Raw genomic sequence first — 16,556 nt, 5'->3', positions numbered from 1 at the left:
CGACCGGCGCGCTGACCGGGTGGGCGCGGCTGGTCGTCGCCATGGACGGCCCGTCGGGCACCGGCAAGTCGAGCGTGTCGCGCTTGCTGGCGACCCGGCTCGAGGCCAGCTACCTCGACACCGGTGCCATGTACCGGGTGGCGACACTGCGCGTGCTGCGCACCGGCGTGGACCTGGACGACGCCGCGGCCATCGCGGTCGCGGTCAAGGAGCTGCCGCTGACCATCGGCACCGATCCGAGCCGGGAGGTCATCCTGCTCGACGATGAGGATGTGTCGAGCGAGATCCGCGGCAATGCGGTGACCAAGGCGGTGTCGGCGGTGTCGGCCGTGCCCGAGGTGCGCGAGCAGCTGGTGGCCCTGCAACGGGACCTGACCGCGGCGGCCGGGCGAATCGTGGTCGAGGGCCGCGATATCGGCACCGTCGTGCTGCCCGAGGCCGATGTGAAGATCTACCTGACCGCCTCGGCCGAGGCCCGCGCCACGCGACGCAATGCGCAGAACATCGCCGAGGGCCGGGGTGACGATTTCGAGGCCGTGCTGGCCGATGTGCAGCGCCGCGACACCCTGGATTCGACCCGCAAGGTGTCGCCGCTGCGTCCCGCCGAGGACGCCGTGCTGGTCGACACCAGCGATCTGAACAAGGACGAGGTCATCGACGAGCTGTATCGCGTGGTGGCCGAACGGATTTCGGCGGGAGGCGCGCAGTGACGCAGGACACCTTCGCCGGTGATGGCATCTGGTCGGACGAATCCGACTGGGACATCGCCGAATTCGAGGGCGAGCAGGACGCCGAGCACATCCCGCTGCCGACGGTGGCCATCGTCGGCCGGCCGAATGTCGGCAAGTCGACCCTGGTGAACCGCATTCTGGGCCGCCGCGAGGCCGTCGTGGAGGACATTCCGGGCGTGACCCGGGACCGGATCTCCTACGAGGCCACCTGGGCCGGACGCCGGTTCCTGGTGCAGGACACCGGCGGCTGGGAGCCCGACGCCAAGGGCCTGCAGCAGTCGGTGGCCCGGCAGGCCGAGGTCGCCATGCAGACCGCCGACGCGATCGTCGTGGTCGTGGACGTCACCGTAGGCGCGACCTCCGCCGACGAGGCGGTGGCGAGGACGCTGCGGCGCAGCAAGACCCCGGTCATCCTGGTGGCCAACAAGGTCGACAACCAGAAGCTGGAGGCCGATGCGGCCGAGCTGTGGTCGATGGGCCTGGGTGAGCCGCGCCTGGTCTCGGCCACGCACGGTCGCGGCACCGGTGATCTGCTGGACCTGATTCTGGAGGTGATGCCCGAAACCCCGCGCGAGGGAACGGGTCTCACCGGCGGCCCGCGCCGCGTGGCGCTGGTCGGCAAGCCGAATGTGGGCAAGTCCTCGCTGCTGAACCGGCTGGCGGGCGAGGAGCGCTCGGTCGTCCACAATGTCGCGGGCACCACCGTCGACCCGGTCGACTCGCTCGTCGAGTTGGGCGGCAAGCCCTGGCGTTTCGTGGATACCGCGGGCCTGCGCCGCAAGGTGAGCACGGCCAGCGGCCACGAGTTCTACGCGTCGCTGCGCACCAAGTCGGCCATCGAGGCCGCCGAGGTGGCGGTAATGCTGATCGACGCTTCGGAGCCGATCACCGAGCAGGACCTGCGCGTCATCTCCATGGTGGCCGACACCGGCCGCGCCCTGGTGATCGCCTACAACAAGTGGGATCTGGTCGACGAGGACCGCCGCGAGATGCTCGAGCGCGAGATCGACCGCGAAATGGTCCAGGTCCGCTGGGCCCAGCGCGTCAATATCTCCGCTCAGACGGGTCGCGCCGTCCAGAAGCTCGTCCCCGCCATGGAAACCGCCCTGGATTCCTGGGACAAGCGCATCTCCACCGGCCGCCTGAACAACTGGCTCAAGGAGGTCATCGCCGCCACCCCGCCTCCGATGCGCGGCGGCCGCCTCCCCCGAGTCCTGTTCGCCACCCAGGCCTCCACCCGCCCCCCGACGTTCGTCCTCTTCACCACGGGCTTCCTCGAGGCCGGCTACCGCCGCTTCCTCGAACGAAAGCTCCGCGAAGAGTTCAACTTCGACGGCTCCCCGGTCCGCGTGAACGTCCGCGTCCGCGAAAAGCGCGAACGCAAGAAGTAAGGCCCACGCGCCGAACGAAACCCAACGCCCGGGCGACGGATCCCACCGTCCCCCGGGCGTTCTCGTTCAGCGGGCGCGCGGATGCGCGGTGGCCCAGACCTCGTGCAGGGTGCCGACGGTGACCAGGGTGTAGATCTGGGTGGTGGTCACCGAGGCGTGGCCCAGCAGTTCCTGGACGACCCGGACGTCAGCGCCGCCGTCGAGTAGATGCGTGGCGAAGGAATGCCGGAGGGTGTGGGGCGACACCTGGGCGGCGATGCCGGCCCGCTCCGCCGCGGATTGCAGGACCTGCCAGGCGGTTTGGCGGGAGAGGCGGCCGCCGCGGTGGTTGAGGAACAGCGCGCTGTTGCCCTTGCCCCGGGTGGCGAGGGCCGGGCGGCCGCGAACCAGGTAGTTGTCGAGGGCGGCCAGGGCGGGGCGGCCGATGGGGACCATGCGCTGTTTGCCGCCCTTGCCGTGCAGGACCACCGCGCGTTCGGCGGTGTCGATGTCGTCCACGTCGAGCCCGACCATCTCGGAGATGCGGGCGCCCGTGGAGTACAGCAACTCCAGTAGTGCCCGGTCGCGCAGCCCGCGCGGGCCCTCGGCGATGTCTCCCCCGGCGGCGTCGAGCAGGCGGGAAACCTGGTCGTACGGGAGGGCTTTCGGCAGTCTGCGGGCGGGTGTCGGCGGTTTCACCGGGTGCGCCACATCCGCGTCGGTAATGCCCTCCGCGGTCGCGAACCGGTGCAGCCCGCGGACGGCGACCAGGGCCCGCGACGCCGACGAGGCCGCCAGGGCGGGATGCTCGGAGTCCCCCGACCGCAGCGACACCATGTAATCGGCAATGTCCGATTCGGCCACGCGTGCAAGCGTTTCCACACCGCGCTCGGTCAGAAAGTACTGGTATCGGCCCAGATCCCGCCGATAGGCGCTGAGCGTGTTGTGCGCGGCGCCGCGCTCGACCGCCAAATGGTCTAGGTACGCGTCGATCTGCCGCTTCAGCACGGCTCACATCTTTGCAGCCGCCACCGACGAACTCCCCGACCCGAACCCGGCAAAGCAAACAAGTTTCCCAATCGGGACCTATTGCCTTCCCAATCGGGATCTACTGCGATGCCTCCCGCGCCTTGCGATCCAGGAACGCGGTGGGCATCCCCGGCCAGGGCGCGTCGGCGGGCCGCAGCCGAGCCCCGCTGGACCGGGCCGTCATCAGCGCGGTCACCCCGGCCACCGCGGTGGCATTGGTGATGTCGCCCGCCAGCGCGGCCTGTACGGCCTCCGTCAACGGCATCCGCAGGATCTGGAGGTCGGCCTCCTCCATTTCCGGGTCCGGCCGGTCGATCTCGCAGAGCCCGGTCGCCAGATACACCCGCAGCGCCTCATCGGTGAACCCGGGCGAGAGCGCCACATCGACCAGCACCGACCACTCCCGTGCGGCCAGCCCGGTCTCTTCGGCCAGCTCTCGCCGGGCGGCTTCGAGGGGATCCTCGCCCGCCTTGTCCAGCAGTCCGGCCGGCAGTTCCAGCAGCCGCCGCCCGATCGGATGCCGATACTGATTCACCAGCACCAGATTGTCGTCGTCGTCCAGCGCCGCCACGGCGACCGCCGCGTGGTGCTCGATCACCTCCCGCTCGGCGACCTTGCCGCCGGGCATGACCACCTGGTCCAACCGCAGCGCCAGGATCGCGCCCGAGTACACCGTGCGACTGGACAGGACATCGAAATCGTGTGTGCCGGGGACCGGTTCCGAGGAGGTCATTCCAGAACCGTAGCGCGGATACCCCGGCGGATACGAAACCGCCCGAGCACTCGTCGAATGCTCGGGCGGGCCGTGGAATCCCGGTCAGGCGGGGATCACTTGGAGACCTTCTCGGCCTCCGAGGCGGGTACCTCGTCGGGAATCTCCACCGGAAGCCGTTCGGCGGCCTTGTATTCCAGCGCCGCCGAGATCAGCGCCGCGAACAGCGGGTGCGGGCGCGTCGGACGGGACTTGAGCTCCGGGTGCGCCTGGGTGGCGACCAGGAACGGGTGCTTGTCCTGCGAGTACTCCACGAACTCGACCAGGTGGCCGTTCGGGGAGGTGCCGCTGAACTTCAGGCCGCTCTTGGCGATCTTGTCGCGGAAGGTGTTGTTGACCTCGTACCGGTGCCGGTGCCGCTCGGAGACCTCGGTCTCGCCGTACGCCCGCGCCACCAGCGAATCCTGCTGCAGCACAGCCGGGTACGCGCCGAGCCGCATGGTGCCGCCCAGATCGGCCTCGCCGGCCACGATCTGCTCCTGGTCGGCCATGGTCGAGATGACCGGGTACTTGGTGTTGGGCTCGAATTCCGCCGAGTTGGCGTCCTTCATGCCCACCGAGCGCGCCGCCTCGATGACCACGCACTGCAGACCCAGGCACAGGCCCAGCAGCGGAATCTTGTGCTCGCGGGCGTAGTGGATGGCGCCCACCTTGCCCTCGATGCCGCGAATGCCGAAGCCGCCCGGGATCAGGATGGCGTCCACGTCGGCCAGGTGCGAGCGCGCACCCGCCTCGGTCTCGCACTCGTCGGACTGCACCCAGCGGATGTTCACCTTGGCCCGCGAGGCGAAACCGCCCGCGCGCAGCGCCTCGGTGACCGACAGGTAGGCGTCGGGCAGGTCCACGTACTTGCCGACCAGCGCGACGGTGACCGCTTCGCGCGGGTTGTGCACGCGGTCCAGCAGATCGCCCCAGACCGTCCAGTCGACGTCGCGGAAGGGCAGCCCCAGCTTGCGAACGACGTAGGCGTCCAAGCCTTCCCGGTGCAGCACCTTCGGAATGTCGTAGATCGACGGCGCGTCCGGCGTCGAGATGCAGGCGTCCACATCCACGTCGCACATGAGCGCGATCTTGTTCTTCAGCGGCTGCGGCACCTCGCGGTCGCAGCGCAGGATGAGCGCGTCGGGCTGGATACCGATATTGCGCAGCGCCGCCACCGAGTGCTGGGTCGGCTTGGTCTTGAGCTCGCCCGAGGGACCCAGGTAGGGCACCAGCGTGACGTGCAGGAAGAAGCAGTTGTCGCGACCCACCTCGTGGCGAATCTGCCGCGCCGCCTCGAGGAACGGCTGCGACTCGATATCGCCCACGGTGCCACCGATTTCGGTGATCACCACATCCGGCGCCTGCCCGTGCAGGTCCGGTCCCGTCATGGCGAGAATGCGACTCTTGATCTCATCGGTGATGTGCGGGATCACCTGCACGGTGTCACCGAGGTACTCACCCCGGCGCTCCTTGGCGATCACCTTCGAGTACACCTGGCCGGTGGTGACATTGGCGTCCCCGGACAGATCGCGATCCAGGAACCGTTCGTAGTGGCCGACATCGAGGTCCGTCTCCGCGCCGTCCTCGGTCACGAACACCTCACCGTGCTGGAAGGGGTTCATGGTGCCGGGATCGACATTCAGGTACGGATCCAGCTTCTGCATCGTGACGCGGAGTCCGCGTGAAGTGAGCAGCTGACCGAGGCTGGAGGCGGTCAGACCCTTACCGAGTGAAGAGGCGACGCCACCGCTGACGAAGATGTGTTTCGTGGCCGCGCGCGCCGGAATCCGTGATTGACCCACGGGACTTCACGGTAACACGGATCGGCGACGCCGATCGCATGCCGCGCATGTTGGTTGCCCGCGATTGGCTCGATTCTGCGTGTCGAGGGAAGTCTTCCCCATGTCGGCATCGGCGTGGCCGGGGCTTTCCGACGTGCGGCCGGGGGATCGTCTCAGTGCGGCATGGCCGCGACTGTGAGCGAGGTCGCCTTCTCACCCGTGCCGTAACGGCCGGTACCGCCGTTCAACTGCTCGGTGAGTCCGAGCACCGTGGTGATCCGCCCGATCTCACGATCGACATTGTCGACGGTCGTGACGGTCGACAGCCCACCCTCGGACCGTGTCACGGCGATCGCCCCGGGCCCCTCGGCGGCCCCGTAGCGACCCGCCAGCACCACCCCCGCACTGTGGGACCGCAGACCCCCGGCGAACCTGGCGATGATGGTGCCGCGATTGTTCTCGTCGGCCCGCGCCCCGTCGCCGGTGACCACCACGGCCAGCTGGGCGGGCTGCACCTCGGCGAAGGTCAGGAAGCCGCCGCCGCGCAGTGTCTCGAGAGCCAGGCCGCGCTCCTGCGGGGTGCCGCGCGCCTGCCCGCTGACCGGATCGTCGAGCAGCGCCTGGCCGAGCAGATCGCCCGCGAGGCTGCCCTGATCCACGGCGTCGACCTTCAGTTGCGCGCCCGCGGGGACCACGTTCAGCAGCGCGGTGCGCAGTCGGTCGCCCTCGGAGGAGTCGGCGAACGCGCCGGTCAGGCCGATCCGGCCGGTGACCGCGGCGCCCGCGGTGGTGAGGGCCGTGGTGACGGCATCGGCGTCGCCGCTGTCGGCGTCGGGGGTGGTGAAGACGAGGACCGACCGGTTGGCCAGCGCGCCCGCCAGCAGCTTGCCCGCCGAACCCGACAGGAAGGCGTCGGCCGCCTTCACCTGTTCGTTCAAACGCCCGTTCTCGGCACGCAGATCGTCGATCTGCTGCCGGTCGCCCGTGCCGGGAAACAACCCATTGCCTTGTGTGCGGGTGCCCAGCACCACGCCGACCGCCAGGGCCAGGAATACCGCGGCGATCGAAATCGCGTGGTGGCGAATGGAAATCATCGGTCCCCTAGATGTGCCGGTCGAATAGGCCCTGCACCCAGTGCGATCCGCGATGCCAGGTGTCGGCGGTCCAGGTCAGCGCCTCAACGCCCATGTGGGTGGCCAGCAACGCGACCACCAGGGCAACCAGCGCCGCGAGCACCACCAGCGCGACCGCCCAGCCGGAGCCCCCGTGGCGGTACAGCGAGGCAACGGCTTTCGCGTCCATGAGCTTGGTGCCCATTTTGAGGCGGGTCAGGAAGGTGGCCGGATTAGAATCGCGCCGGCCGCGGTCGAAGAAGTCGTCCAGCGAGGCCGCCGCACCGACGGTGACGATCAGCGACGCACCGTGGTGATCCGCCAGCAACAGCGCCAGATCCGCGGGCGCGCCCGAGGACGGGAAGGTGGTCGCGCCGATGCCCAGATCCTGGATGCGCTCCAAACCCTTGGCGTGGCCGTCGGTATCGGCGGGCAGGATCACCTCCGCGCCGGACTTCAGCGTGTTCGCGGTGATCTCCTCCGGGTCACCGACGATGAGGTCGGGCCGGTAGCCGTGGCGGGTCAGGGTGTCCGCACCCCGGCCGACGCCGATCAGGATCGGCGCGTACTCCTTGATGAACGGCTTGATGCGCTTGAGGTCGTCGATGTGCTCGGGACCGTCGGCCACCACCACGACATGCCGCTTCTTCATGTCGACTTCGACTTCCGGCACGCCGATTCCGTCGATGAGCAAGGAGGATTCGGTGCGGATGAACTCGATGGTGTTGCCGGAGAAGGCTTCCAGATGGTCGGCCAGCCCGTTGCGCGCCTCGATCATGCGCTCGGCGATGGTGAGCTCGGTGAGCTCGATACTCTCGACGAGTACCTCGGGTTCCTTCTTCGCCAGTTTGTCCGCGTAGACGACGCCACCCTCGACGCGAACCTTGGCGCCGTCCTTGATCTTCTTGAAGACATCCGAGCTGACCGCGTCCAGCAACTGGATGCCATTGGCCACCAGCACTTCCGGACCGAGGTTCGGATATCGCCCGGAGATCGACGGCGAGGCGTTCACCACCACCGCCACCTGGGCTTCGACGAGCCGGTCGGCGGTGAGCCGATCCAGGTCCATCTCATCGAGCACCACCACGTCGCCAGGCCCCACGCGCTGGAGCAAACGCCTGGTGTTGCGGTCCACCCGGGCCATCCCGGTCAGACCCGGAAGCGTTTCGGTATTACGCGACAACAGGGCCAGCATCTTCATAACGATCGATGATTACGGCAAAGTCTCAACCTTTGATGGAGGCGCGCCGGACTCCCCCGCCTCCCCGCGACCTTTTGCGGCCGGCCAAGCGCCGTCGTCGGCCATGCATCCGTGCCTGCGGTTGGTGCCGAACCGATTCCGGGCGTACCCGACGAGTTACCCCAACCGGTACGAAATCAGTGGTCGCCCTCCATACGCCCGACCCGGGTGCCGCGCCCGTCGCACCTTCCTTCTTACCGACCGGTAAGGCTATGCTCCGGACATGGCCAGCACCACCGTTGATACCGTCCTACCCGCCCCGCGTGAGGTCGTCTACAAGCTCTTCACCGAGCGCGACAGCCTCAATGCCTTTCTGCCCATTCAGATCTCACTGAAGAAGCCGGGCATCGGGAGCCCGTCCGGCGTCGGCGCGCAGTACCACCTGGGCCTGGCCGGCATCGGCCCGACCGAGGAGACCACCGAGCTCGTCCCCAATGAGCGCATGGTCTACCGCGTCATCGCGGGCGCCCCGGTCAAGCGGCACGTCGGCACCATCAGCTTCTCCGATGCGCCGGGCGGCACCCGGGTCGTCTACACCATGGAATCCGAGCCCAGCCTTCCCGTCCCCGCCCAGATCCTCGAGCCCGGCCTCCGCGCCCTCACCAACGCCCTCATCGGCGGAGTGCGCAAGGCGATCAAGTAACGCTCGGCCACCGCGCTTTCGGAGTCGGCGCGGCGGCAGGGACAGAACCGGCCGGACCCTTCGCGGGCCCGGGCCGGTTCTTCTGTCTCGGTGCCCGGTTACTCGCCCGAGACGGCGGCGCCGACCTTCTCGGCGTCGGCGGTGGTGAGGAGTTCCCAGGCGTGGGCGCGGCCGGTTTCGGTATCGCCCATGCCCGCCAGCATGCGGGCGAGTTCGATGACGCGTTCGTCCTGGGTGAGGGCTTTGACGCCGGATTTGACGGCCTTGCCGTCGTCGAGCTTGTCGACCACCAGGTGGGTGTCGGCGAAGGCGGCCACCTGCGGCAGGTGGGTGACGACGATGACCTGGTGGGTGCGGGCCAGCCGGGCCAGGCGGCGGCCGATCTCGACGGCGGCGCGGCCGCCGACACCGGCATCGACCTCGTCGAAGACCATGGTGGTGCCATGTTCGGAGCTGGCCAGAACCACCTCCAGGGCGAGCATGATGCGGGAGAGCTCACCGCCGGAGGCGCTCTTGCTCAGCGGCAGCGGGTGCGCGCCGGAGTGGGCGGCCAGGCGGAATTCCACCTCGTCCACGCCGGTCGAGCCGGCGTGCAGTTCGGTGCCGTCGATGACCAGCGGGGCCGAATCCTGTACGCCCGCAAGGACGGGACCGACGCCGACCTCGAGCCGGGCACGACCCATGGCCAGACCACCCAGTTCGGTGCTCACCGCCGACGCCAGCTTCCCCGCGGCCTTGCTGCGGGCCGCGGTCAGCTTCTTGGCCGTTTCGCGCACCTTCTCGGCCGCGGTCTCGACATCCGCGGCCAGCGCCGCCAGCGCCTCCTCCGACACGTCCAGCGAGGCCAGGCGCGTGCGCGCCTCCTCGGCCCACTTGATGACCCCGTCGATATCCGGCGCGTACTTGCGGGTCAGTGTCTTCAGCTCGGCCTGGCGGGTCAGCATGGACTCCAGCGCGCCCGGATCGGCCGGCAGGTCCGACAGGTAGGAGCTGAGCTCGGTGGTCAGATCCACCACCACCGAAATCGCCTCGCCCAGACGGGGAGCCAGCGCGGTCAGGATCGGATCGTCGGAGGCTTCGATGCGGGCGCGCGCGGTGCCCAGCAGATCCAGGGCGCCCGCGTCCTCACCCGGTGAATCGGCCGGACCGGCCAGCGCGTCGTGCGCGGTGGAGGCGGCCTCGCGCAGCGAATCCAGATCCGACAGCCGGCGCACCTCGGCCACCAGATGGTCGTCCTCGCCGGGTTCCGGTGCGACGGCGTCGATCTCGGCCAGCGACTGCGTCAGATGGTCGGCTTCCAGGGCCAGCTCCCGGCTGCGCGCGGTCCGCTCGAGCAGCTGATTGCGCTTGTCCAGCCAGGCCTTTCGAGCCTTCTGGTACTTGGCCAGCAGCGGCGCCACCGCGTCGGAGGCGAACTGGTCCAGCGCGTGCAACTGCTGGTCGGGCCGCTGCAGCCGCAGCTGATCGTTCTGCCCGTGCACGGTGAGCAGCGGGGTGGTGAAGTCCGCGAGCACCGCGGCCGGCACGCTGCGGCCACCCAGGTGGGCGCGGGAGCGGCCATCGGACCCGACCGTGCGGACGGCGATGATGCTGCCGTCGTCATCGCGTTCGGCGCCGGTGGATTCCAGCACCTGCTCGACCTCGCCGAGGGCGCCATCGTGCACCTCGTCCACGGTGAAACGGCCCTCCACCACGGCCCGCGACGCCCCGAGGCGCACCCGCCCCGCGTCGGCGCGGGCGCCGCTGAGCAAGTGCAGGCTCGTCACCACCATGGTCTTGCCCGCACCGGTCTCACCGGTCAAAACGGTCAAACCCTCGTGGAATTGTGCGGTGGCGGTGGAAATTACGCCCAGCCCGTCAATCCTGATCTCTGTCAGCACTCGTGCTCTCCGTTCGCCGTCGGCCACGCCAGCCTGTCACGGGCAACTGGAATTTGCGCACCATCCGATCGGCGAACGGCGCGGAGTCGAGCCGAACCCACCGCACCGGGTCGGTCCCGCGGACCGTCTCGACCCGGCCGCCCCGCGGCAGTGCGAGGGTGCGTCGGCCGTCGAGGAAAACGATCGCATCATGGCCCGTCGCAACGGTTTCCACCGCGATCAGCGAATTCGGGCTGGTCACCAGGGGCCGCGCGAACAGGGCATGCGCATTGGACGGGATCACCAGCAGCGCTTCGAGTTCCGGCCACACCACCGGCCCGCCCGCCGAGAAGGCGTAGGCGGTGGACCCGGTCGGCGTGGCGATCAGCACACCGTCGCAGCCGAAGGCCGACACCGGCCGGCCGTCCACCTCCAGCACCACCTCCAGCACGCCCATGCGCGCCGCGTTCTCGATGCTGGCCTCGTTCAACGCCCAGCCGCGCTCCACCACCACATCGTCGACGCGCACGGTGACGTCGATGGTCATCCGCTCCTCGACGGTGTAGTCGCGCCGCACCACCTGGGACAGCGCCTCGTCCAGATGCTCGGCCTCGGCCTCGGTGAGAAAACCGATGCGCCCCAGATTGATTCCGAGCACCGGCACCGAGGCACTGCGGGCGAGTTCGGCCGCCCGCAGGAACGTCCCGTCACCGCCGAGCGCCAGCACCATCTCGGTGCCGACCGCCGCGTCGAGATCGTGTGCCATCACCCGCACCGGGTACCCGTCGGCCGCGCCCTCGTCGTCGATGTCGAACCGGGTGCTGTACGCCTCGTCCTCGAGCACGCGCAGCCCCATCCCGGCCCCGCACAGGATCTTCGCGACCCGGTGCGCGGTATCGGTGATCTCCGGCCGTCCCGGGTGCGCGACCAGCAGAACCTCCCTGGCCGGGCTAGCCGCGTTCACTGTGGACCCTCCTGCACCGCACGCTCGATCAGCGCCGCCACACGCGCCGCCTCGTCTGCATCGTATGCGCCCCCACCGACGTCCGCGCCGTCACCGGTCGCAGCGGGCTCGGTCTCCGGACGCGCCGGCGCGCCGGTCTCCTTGCGCAACCAGAGGAAATACTCGACATTCCCGGACGGACCGGGCAGCGGACTGGCCGTCACGCCACGCGTACGCAGCCCGAGTTTCGCTGCCGCGGCGGCGACTTCGCGCACCACCTCGGCGCGCAGGGCCGGATCCCGCACCACACCACCGGATCCCACGCAATCCTTACCCACCTCGAACTGCGGCTTCACCATGGGCAGCAGATCCGCGCCCGGCACACAGCAGGCGGCCAGTGCGGGCAGCACCAGGCCGAGAGAGATGAACGACAGGTCGGCGACCACCAATTCGACTGTGCCGCCGATGAGTTCGGGCGCCAGCTGCCGCACATTGGTGCGGTCGTGCACGCGGACGCGGTCATCGTTCTGCAGCCGCCAGATCAGCTGGCCGTACCCGACATCGGCGGCCACCACCTCCTTGGCTCCACGCGACAGCAACACATCGGTGAATCCGCCGGTGGACGCACCCGCGTCCAGGCACCGCTTGCCCTCGACCGACACGCCCTGCGGCTCGAACGCCTCGAGCGCGCCCAGCAGTTTGTGCGCGCCGCGCGAGGCCCACTGCACCTCGTCGGGTTCCTCCCGCACCAGCAGCGGCGTGCCCGCCTCGACTCCCGTCGCCGCCTTGGTGGCGACCGACCCATTGATCAGGACGCGGCCCGCGTTGATCAGCTCGACCGCGTGTTCCCGCGACCGCGCCAATCCGCGGCGAACCAGTTCCGCGTCCACCCGCGCGCGCCTGGCCACCTCAGATCTTGTCCACCGTGGCCAGTGCCTGCACCAGCACCTCGTGCGCCTGCTCCAGAATCTTGGCCCGCCGCACGATATCGGTGCCCTCCGAGTGCATACTCGGCGCGCCCGGGAAGCCCGGATTCGGTGCGCCCGCCGACAATTCGGCCAGCAGCGCGGCCACCTCCGCCTTGACCCGCTCCGGGTCGGCGAACTCCTGATTCGCACCCGGCAGATGCTGCCCGGGCAACGGCGCCCCCGGACGGGGCCCCGGCGTCCCGATAGGGGATCCCGGCGCGGGAAACTGCGGGCGAGGCGTGGGCATAGTCATCGTGGCGACAACGCTACCCGAACCCGCATTCGAACACACGTACCCCACCGCCTACCGATCTCCCCGCCGACCGGCCCCGTCCGCGTCGCCCCACCCCGCTCTCCCGGATTTCCTGGAAAACCGCTCGTGTGCAGTCGACAGGGCGAGGCAAATGGACAGAGACGTCGAGAAAGCCGATCGCCGAGGCCCCGACCTTCGTGCCGACACTTCGACCTGGCCACCAGCCGCCATCGCGCGACCGTTCGAGGCGTGAAGACCATTGTGAGACTTCACAATAATGAGTTGTCGAGGTCGCCGAACGCTGGGCTGCAGTCCGATCGACGACAGCGCCGGAGAAGGCGCGGAGCCGCACACCGCGAACTTCTCCGTCGTCGCCTTCCGCATCGCCGGGCAAGAGGTCACCCTCGAGCCCGGCAGCATCCGTGGGACTTTCCGCGTCATGGTCGGAAGGCGGCGTACAACACCGTCGTGAAGTTCGAGGAGTCCGCGCGTTCACCACGGACCTGTCGGCCGCCGAGGTCACCGTGGGCAACTCCTCCGACGACGCGACCTGATCCAGGCCCGCGGCAAGTCCTGGATTACCCGCGAGGCGTCGAGGAGATCCGGATGGCGCGGCCCGGGGCCGCGTCCAGACGGGCCGCGATCTCCTTCGCGATGTCTCCGACGCCCGGAACGACCGGATCGAGGTCGGCGACAGGGTGATTCAGCGCGTCGAGGGATTCGGCGATGTAGGTCGGCATGCGATCCGAGGGCTGGGTGCCCAGATCCTCGAGCGTGCTCACGCCGGTCAGCACCATCAGCGACGCCAGGCCGGTGGCGTGCGCGCCGTCGATATCGGTGTCGAGGCGGTCGCCGACCACCAGGGCGTCGCGGGTACCGGCCCGCTCGAGCGCATCCTCCATCAGCGGCGCGTACGGCTTGCCCGCCACGATCGGCTCCAGGCCCGACGCCTGCCGCAGCGCCGCGACCATCGAGCCGTTGCCGGGAGCCAGGCCGCGCTCGGTGGGAAGCGTGGCATCGGTATTGGCGGCCACCCACAGCGCCCCCGCCCGCAGCGCGTAGGCGGCCTCGGCCAGATCCGCCCATGCCGTCTGCATCGAATGGCCCTGCACCACGGCGCTCGGCACGAGGCCGTCGAAGCGGCGGACCGCCTGCAGGCCGACGTTCTCCACCTCGGCCATCAGGTCATCGGTGCCGACCACCAGCACCGTCGACCCCGGCGGGATCCGCTGCGCCAGCACACGCGCGGCCGCCTGCGCGCTGGTCACCACTTCGTCCTCGTGGGCGTCGAATCCGAGCTCCCGCAGGTGGAAGGCCACCGCGTCGGCCGAGCGGCTCGCATTGTTGGTGACATACATCAGGCGCTGTTCCGGATCGCCCGCCGAAAGTGCTTCCGACGCACCCGGAATCGGCTCGTGGCCGCGGAACAGCGTTCCGTCCAGATCCAACAGCAATGCCTCGAACCGATCCCGCAGTCGCATTACGCCGTCCCTCTCGTCACTCTTCACAGAAACAAAAACGACCGTGCGGCTGCGCTGTTGCGCGGCCGCACGGTCGAAATCACTTGCCGGTCCTCAGTTCTCGGAGTCGTCCGCGGGCTTGCCGGAGCCATCCGCGGCTTTCCCGGTCGGCTCCGACTCGGCAGCGGTGTCGGCGGCGTCGGAATCCTCCTCCGCCGCAGCGGAATCCGCGTCGTCCTCGGCCTCGTCGTCGTCCTCGTCTTCGTCGAACGCCGCGGTCCAGTCCGCGCCGCCGTCACCGTCGCCGGAGAGTTCGGCGGCGCGGTCCTCGGCGTCGGTCTCGCCGTCCAGGTCGGCGGAGGCGGCGTTCATGAACCAGGTCAGCGCTTCGTCCTCGCGACCGGCGGCCAGCAGGGCCTCGGCGTAGGCGTAGAACAGGCGCGCGGCCGCGGAACCGGTGCGCGCCGGGTCCAGCTCGGCGGTCTGCAGGGTGACGACGGCCTGGTCGAACTGCCCCAGATCCATCCGGGCGCCGGCGACCACGATGCGCAGCTCGGTGGCCTCGTCGCCCTGCAGGGCCCGGGCCTCGTCGCTGCGGCCCAGCTCGATGGCGCGCTCGGGACGGCCCAGACCACGCTCGCAGTCGGCCATGACGGCCAGCAGACCCGCGCCGCCGGACATGCGGCGCGCGGTCCGCAGCTCCGACAGCGCCTCGGCCCATTCACCCGCGTGATAGGCCGCGACACCGGCGGTCTCGCGCACCACCGCGATGCGGCCGGCCCGCTGCCGGGCAGCGCGCGCGTGCTCCAGTGCCAGTTCCGGATCCTCGTCCAGCAGCTGCGCCACCATGACCAGGTGCCGCGCCACCGACTCGGCATTGCCCTTGTCCAGGCTCAGCAGATCGCGCCGCACCGCCGGCTCGAGATCGGAGGCCTGCACGTCGTCCGGCAGGTTCGGTTCATCGGGACGACCCGAACGCCGCTCCCCCGGCCGGCCGCCGCTGACCCGCGCGCCTTCGCCACCACGGCGACGCTCGCCCTCGAACGACCTCTCGCTCGAGCCGCTTCCGGCCCGCTCGACATCCTGTCCCGCCCCCGAGTGTTCCGGACGCTCATCCGCGAACCCGTTGCGCGCGAAGCCCTTCCGCTCCTCCCGCTCCCCGCGGTCCCGGTCGAATCCCCGTCCCCCACCACGGTTGAACCCGCCTTCACGACGGTCACCGCGATCGAAGCCACCTCCACGACGCTCGCCCCGGTTGAAGCCGCCCTCACGACGGTCTCCCTGGTTGAAGCCGCCCTCACGGCGCTCACCACGGTTGAAGCCACCTTCGCGACGGTCACCCCGGTTGAAGCCGCCCTCACGACGATCACCGCGATCGAAGCCACCCTCACGACGCTCGCGGTTGAATCCGCCTTCACGACGCTCACCGCTGCGCTGGAAACCGCCCTCACGACGCTCGCCACGGTCGAAGCCACCTTCGCGACGGTCACCACGGTAGGAGCCACCTTCACGACGGTCACCACGGCTGAAGCCACCGTCACGATCGCCACGGTTGAAGCCACCCTCGCGGCGCTCGCCGCGATTGAAGCCACCGTCACGATCGCCGCCTCGGTTGAAACCGCCCTCACGGCGCTCGCCACGCTGGAAACCGCCTTCACGACGGTCACCACGGTTGAAACCGCCCTCGCGACGCTCACCGCCGCGATCGAAGCCACCCTCACGACGCTCGCGGTTGAACCCGCCTTCACGACGATCACCACGGTCGAAGCCGCCCTCACGACGATCACCGCCGCGCTGGAAACCGCCCTCGCGACGCTCACCGCGGTTGAATCCGCCCTCACGGCTGTAGCCGCCCCGGCCACCTTCGCGCTCGGACCCGCCGCGGCCGCCGCCCTCGCCCCGATAGCCGCCGCGATCGCGGTCGCCCTCGGAGCGGTAGCCGCCACGCTCATTGTCACGACCGCGGTTGAATCCGCCACCGCTGCGGTTGAATCCGCCCTCACGGCCGCCATCGCGCTCGCGGCGCGGTCCGCCCGACGACCGTCCCTGGTCGTGGCGTTCGCCTTCGTCGCGCCGGCCATAGCCGCCCTGTCCGGTCCCACCACTATTACGGCGGAAGGGTTTGCGGCCGTCGTTCTGCTCCGCCACGGTGATCCCTCTCTGTTCTTGTAGCCTGCGGTACCCGGCCACGGCGCTGGAGCGCGTGAGGAGGGCCGGTGGGCGATCCCACCTACCCATGAATTCAATCACGCCGCTCTCGAGCGTCAACGCGGCACCGGGTGGTCAAACGCCGAAAGGGGACCCGGTGAGGGTCCCCTTTCGCGAAGGATGTTCCGGCGGTGTCCTACTCTCCCACACCCTGTCGAGTGCAGTACCATCGGCGCAGGTGGCCTTAGCTTCCGGGTTCGGAATG

General features: G+C 69.6%; 15 protein-coding genes and 1 rRNA gene. 4 read left to right on the top strand and 12 right to left on the bottom strand.

Translation table 11 applies throughout. The annotated features are described in order from the left end of the window. The first annotated feature begins 41 nt into the window (after window positions 1–41). A complete protein-coding gene (cmk, locus tag ACWEKS_RS27140; protein WP_452342764.1) occupies window positions 42–710 on the top strand; it encodes a (d)CMP kinase in 669 nt (222 codons plus the stop codon). Next, on the top strand, window positions 707–2,122 hold the full coding sequence (gene der, locus ACWEKS_RS27135; protein WP_452342678.1) for a ribosome biogenesis GTPase Der: 1,416 nt from the start codon (window positions 707–709) through the stop codon (window positions 2,120–2,122). The genes cmk and der overlap by 4 nt, the downstream gene beginning before the upstream one ends. 66 nt (window positions 2,123–2,188) lie before the next feature. Here der and xerD read toward each other — a convergent pair whose 3' ends face one another. From xerD to steA, 5 genes are all read right to left on the bottom strand, one after another. Further along, window positions 2,189–3,109: a site-specific tyrosine recombinase XerD gene (gene xerD / locus ACWEKS_RS27130; protein WP_452342677.1), complete on the bottom strand. Its 921-nt coding sequence runs from the start codon at window positions 3,107–3,109 to the stop codon at window positions 2,189–2,191. Between the two features lie 100 nt (window positions 3,110–3,209). Beyond that, entirely contained in the window at window positions 3,210–3,863 is a 654-nt protein-coding gene (locus tag ACWEKS_RS27125) for an NUDIX domain-containing protein (RefSeq protein ID WP_452342676.1), read from the bottom strand. A gap of 95 nt (window positions 3,864–3,958) precedes the next feature. Continuing rightward, entirely contained in the window at window positions 3,959–5,686 is a 1,728-nt protein-coding gene (locus ACWEKS_RS27120) for a CTP synthase (protein ID WP_452342675.1), read from the bottom strand. A 152-nt stretch (window positions 5,687–5,838) separates the two neighbouring features. Continuing rightward, a complete protein-coding gene (locus tag ACWEKS_RS27115; protein ID WP_452342674.1) occupies window positions 5,839–6,759 on the bottom strand; it encodes a copper transporter in 921 nt (306 codons plus the stop codon). Between the two features lie 7 nt (window positions 6,760–6,766). After that, window positions 6,767–7,978 (bottom strand): putative cytokinetic ring protein SteA, encoded by a 1,212-nt coding sequence (gene steA / locus ACWEKS_RS27110; RefSeq protein WP_452342673.1) that lies wholly within the window; start codon window positions 7,976–7,978, stop codon window positions 6,767–6,769. 262 nt (window positions 7,979–8,240) lie between these two features. Here steA and ACWEKS_RS27105 point away from each other — a divergent pair, with 262 nt between their 5' ends. Further along, window positions 8,241–8,660 (top strand): SRPBCC family protein, encoded by a 420-nt coding sequence (locus tag ACWEKS_RS27105; protein ID WP_354844850.1) that lies wholly within the window; start codon window positions 8,241–8,243, stop codon window positions 8,658–8,660. Between the two features lie 98 nt (window positions 8,661–8,758). Here ACWEKS_RS27105 and recN read toward each other — a convergent pair whose 3' ends face one another. The 6 genes from recN to ACWEKS_RS27075 form a co-directional block, all read right to left on the bottom strand. Further along, entirely contained in the window at window positions 8,759–10,540 is a 1,782-nt protein-coding gene (gene recN / locus ACWEKS_RS27100) for a DNA repair protein RecN (protein WP_452342672.1), read from the bottom strand. After that, complete coding sequence (locus ACWEKS_RS27095; RefSeq protein WP_364624179.1) at window positions 10,518–11,483, bottom strand: NAD kinase; 966 nt, start codon at window positions 11,481–11,483, stop codon at window positions 10,518–10,520. Before ACWEKS_RS27095 ends, recN begins: the two co-directional genes overlap by 23 nt. Next, the gene (locus tag ACWEKS_RS27090; protein ID WP_452342671.1) at window positions 11,480–12,370 is read right to left on the bottom strand and encodes a TlyA family RNA methyltransferase; all 891 of its coding nucleotides are present in this window, start codon (window positions 12,368–12,370) and stop codon (window positions 11,480–11,482) included. Before ACWEKS_RS27090 ends, ACWEKS_RS27095 begins: the two co-directional genes overlap by 4 nt. Before the next feature lies 1 nt (window position 12,371). Next, window positions 12,372–12,602, bottom strand: a complete 231-nt coding sequence (locus tag ACWEKS_RS27085; protein ID WP_452342670.1) for a hypothetical protein — start codon at window positions 12,600–12,602, stop codon at window positions 12,372–12,374. A gap of 659 nt (window positions 12,603–13,261) precedes the next feature. Further along, window positions 13,262–14,164 (bottom strand): HAD-IIA family hydrolase, encoded by a 903-nt coding sequence (locus ACWEKS_RS27080; RefSeq protein ID WP_452342669.1) that lies wholly within the window; start codon window positions 14,162–14,164, stop codon window positions 13,262–13,264. A gap of 93 nt (window positions 14,165–14,257) precedes the next feature. Beyond that, window positions 14,258–15,082, bottom strand: coding sequence for a hypothetical protein (locus tag ACWEKS_RS27075; protein ID WP_452342668.1), 825 nt, complete (start codon window positions 15,080–15,082; stop codon window positions 14,258–14,260). 159 nt (window positions 15,083–15,241) lie between these two features. Here ACWEKS_RS27075 and ACWEKS_RS27070 point away from each other — a divergent pair, with 159 nt between their 5' ends. Continuing rightward, window positions 15,242–16,315 carry a hypothetical protein gene (locus ACWEKS_RS27070; protein WP_452342667.1) on the top strand — a complete coding sequence of 358 codons (1,074 nt, stop codon included), beginning with the start codon at window positions 15,242–15,244 and terminating at the stop codon, window positions 16,313–16,315. Window positions 16,316–16,474: 159 nt separating this feature from the next. Here the strand turns inward: ACWEKS_RS27070 and rrf are convergent. Beyond that, window positions 16,475–16,556 (bottom strand): 5S ribosomal RNA (gene rrf / locus ACWEKS_RS27065); the annotation flags it as partial.

It is taken from the genome of Nocardia sp. NPDC004711 (assembly GCF_053601595.1).
This window is presented reverse-complemented; position numbering and strand designations above follow the sequence as displayed.

Coding starts and splice junctions, on each gene's coding strand:
- ACWEKS_RS27115 (WP_452342674.1), bottom strand. CDS start 6,759: ATGATTTCCATTCGCCACCACGCGATTTCGATCGCCGCGGTATTCCTG.
- steA (WP_452342673.1), bottom strand. CDS start 7,978: ATGAAGATGCTGGCCCTGTTGTCGCGTAATACCGAAACGCTTCCGGGT.
- ACWEKS_RS27080 (WP_452342669.1), bottom strand. CDS start 14,164: ATGCGACTGCGGGATCGGTTCGAGGCATTGCTGTTGGATCTGGACGGA.
- ACWEKS_RS27125 (WP_452342676.1), bottom strand. CDS start 3,863: ATGACCTCCTCGGAACCGGTCCCCGGCACACACGATTTCGATGTCCTG.
- cmk (WP_452342764.1), top strand. CDS start 42: ATGGACGGCCCGTCGGGCACCGGCAAGTCGAGCGTGTCGCGCTTGCTG.
- ACWEKS_RS27105 (WP_354844850.1), top strand. CDS start 8,241: ATGGCCAGCACCACCGTTGATACCGTCCTACCCGCCCCGCGTGAGGTC.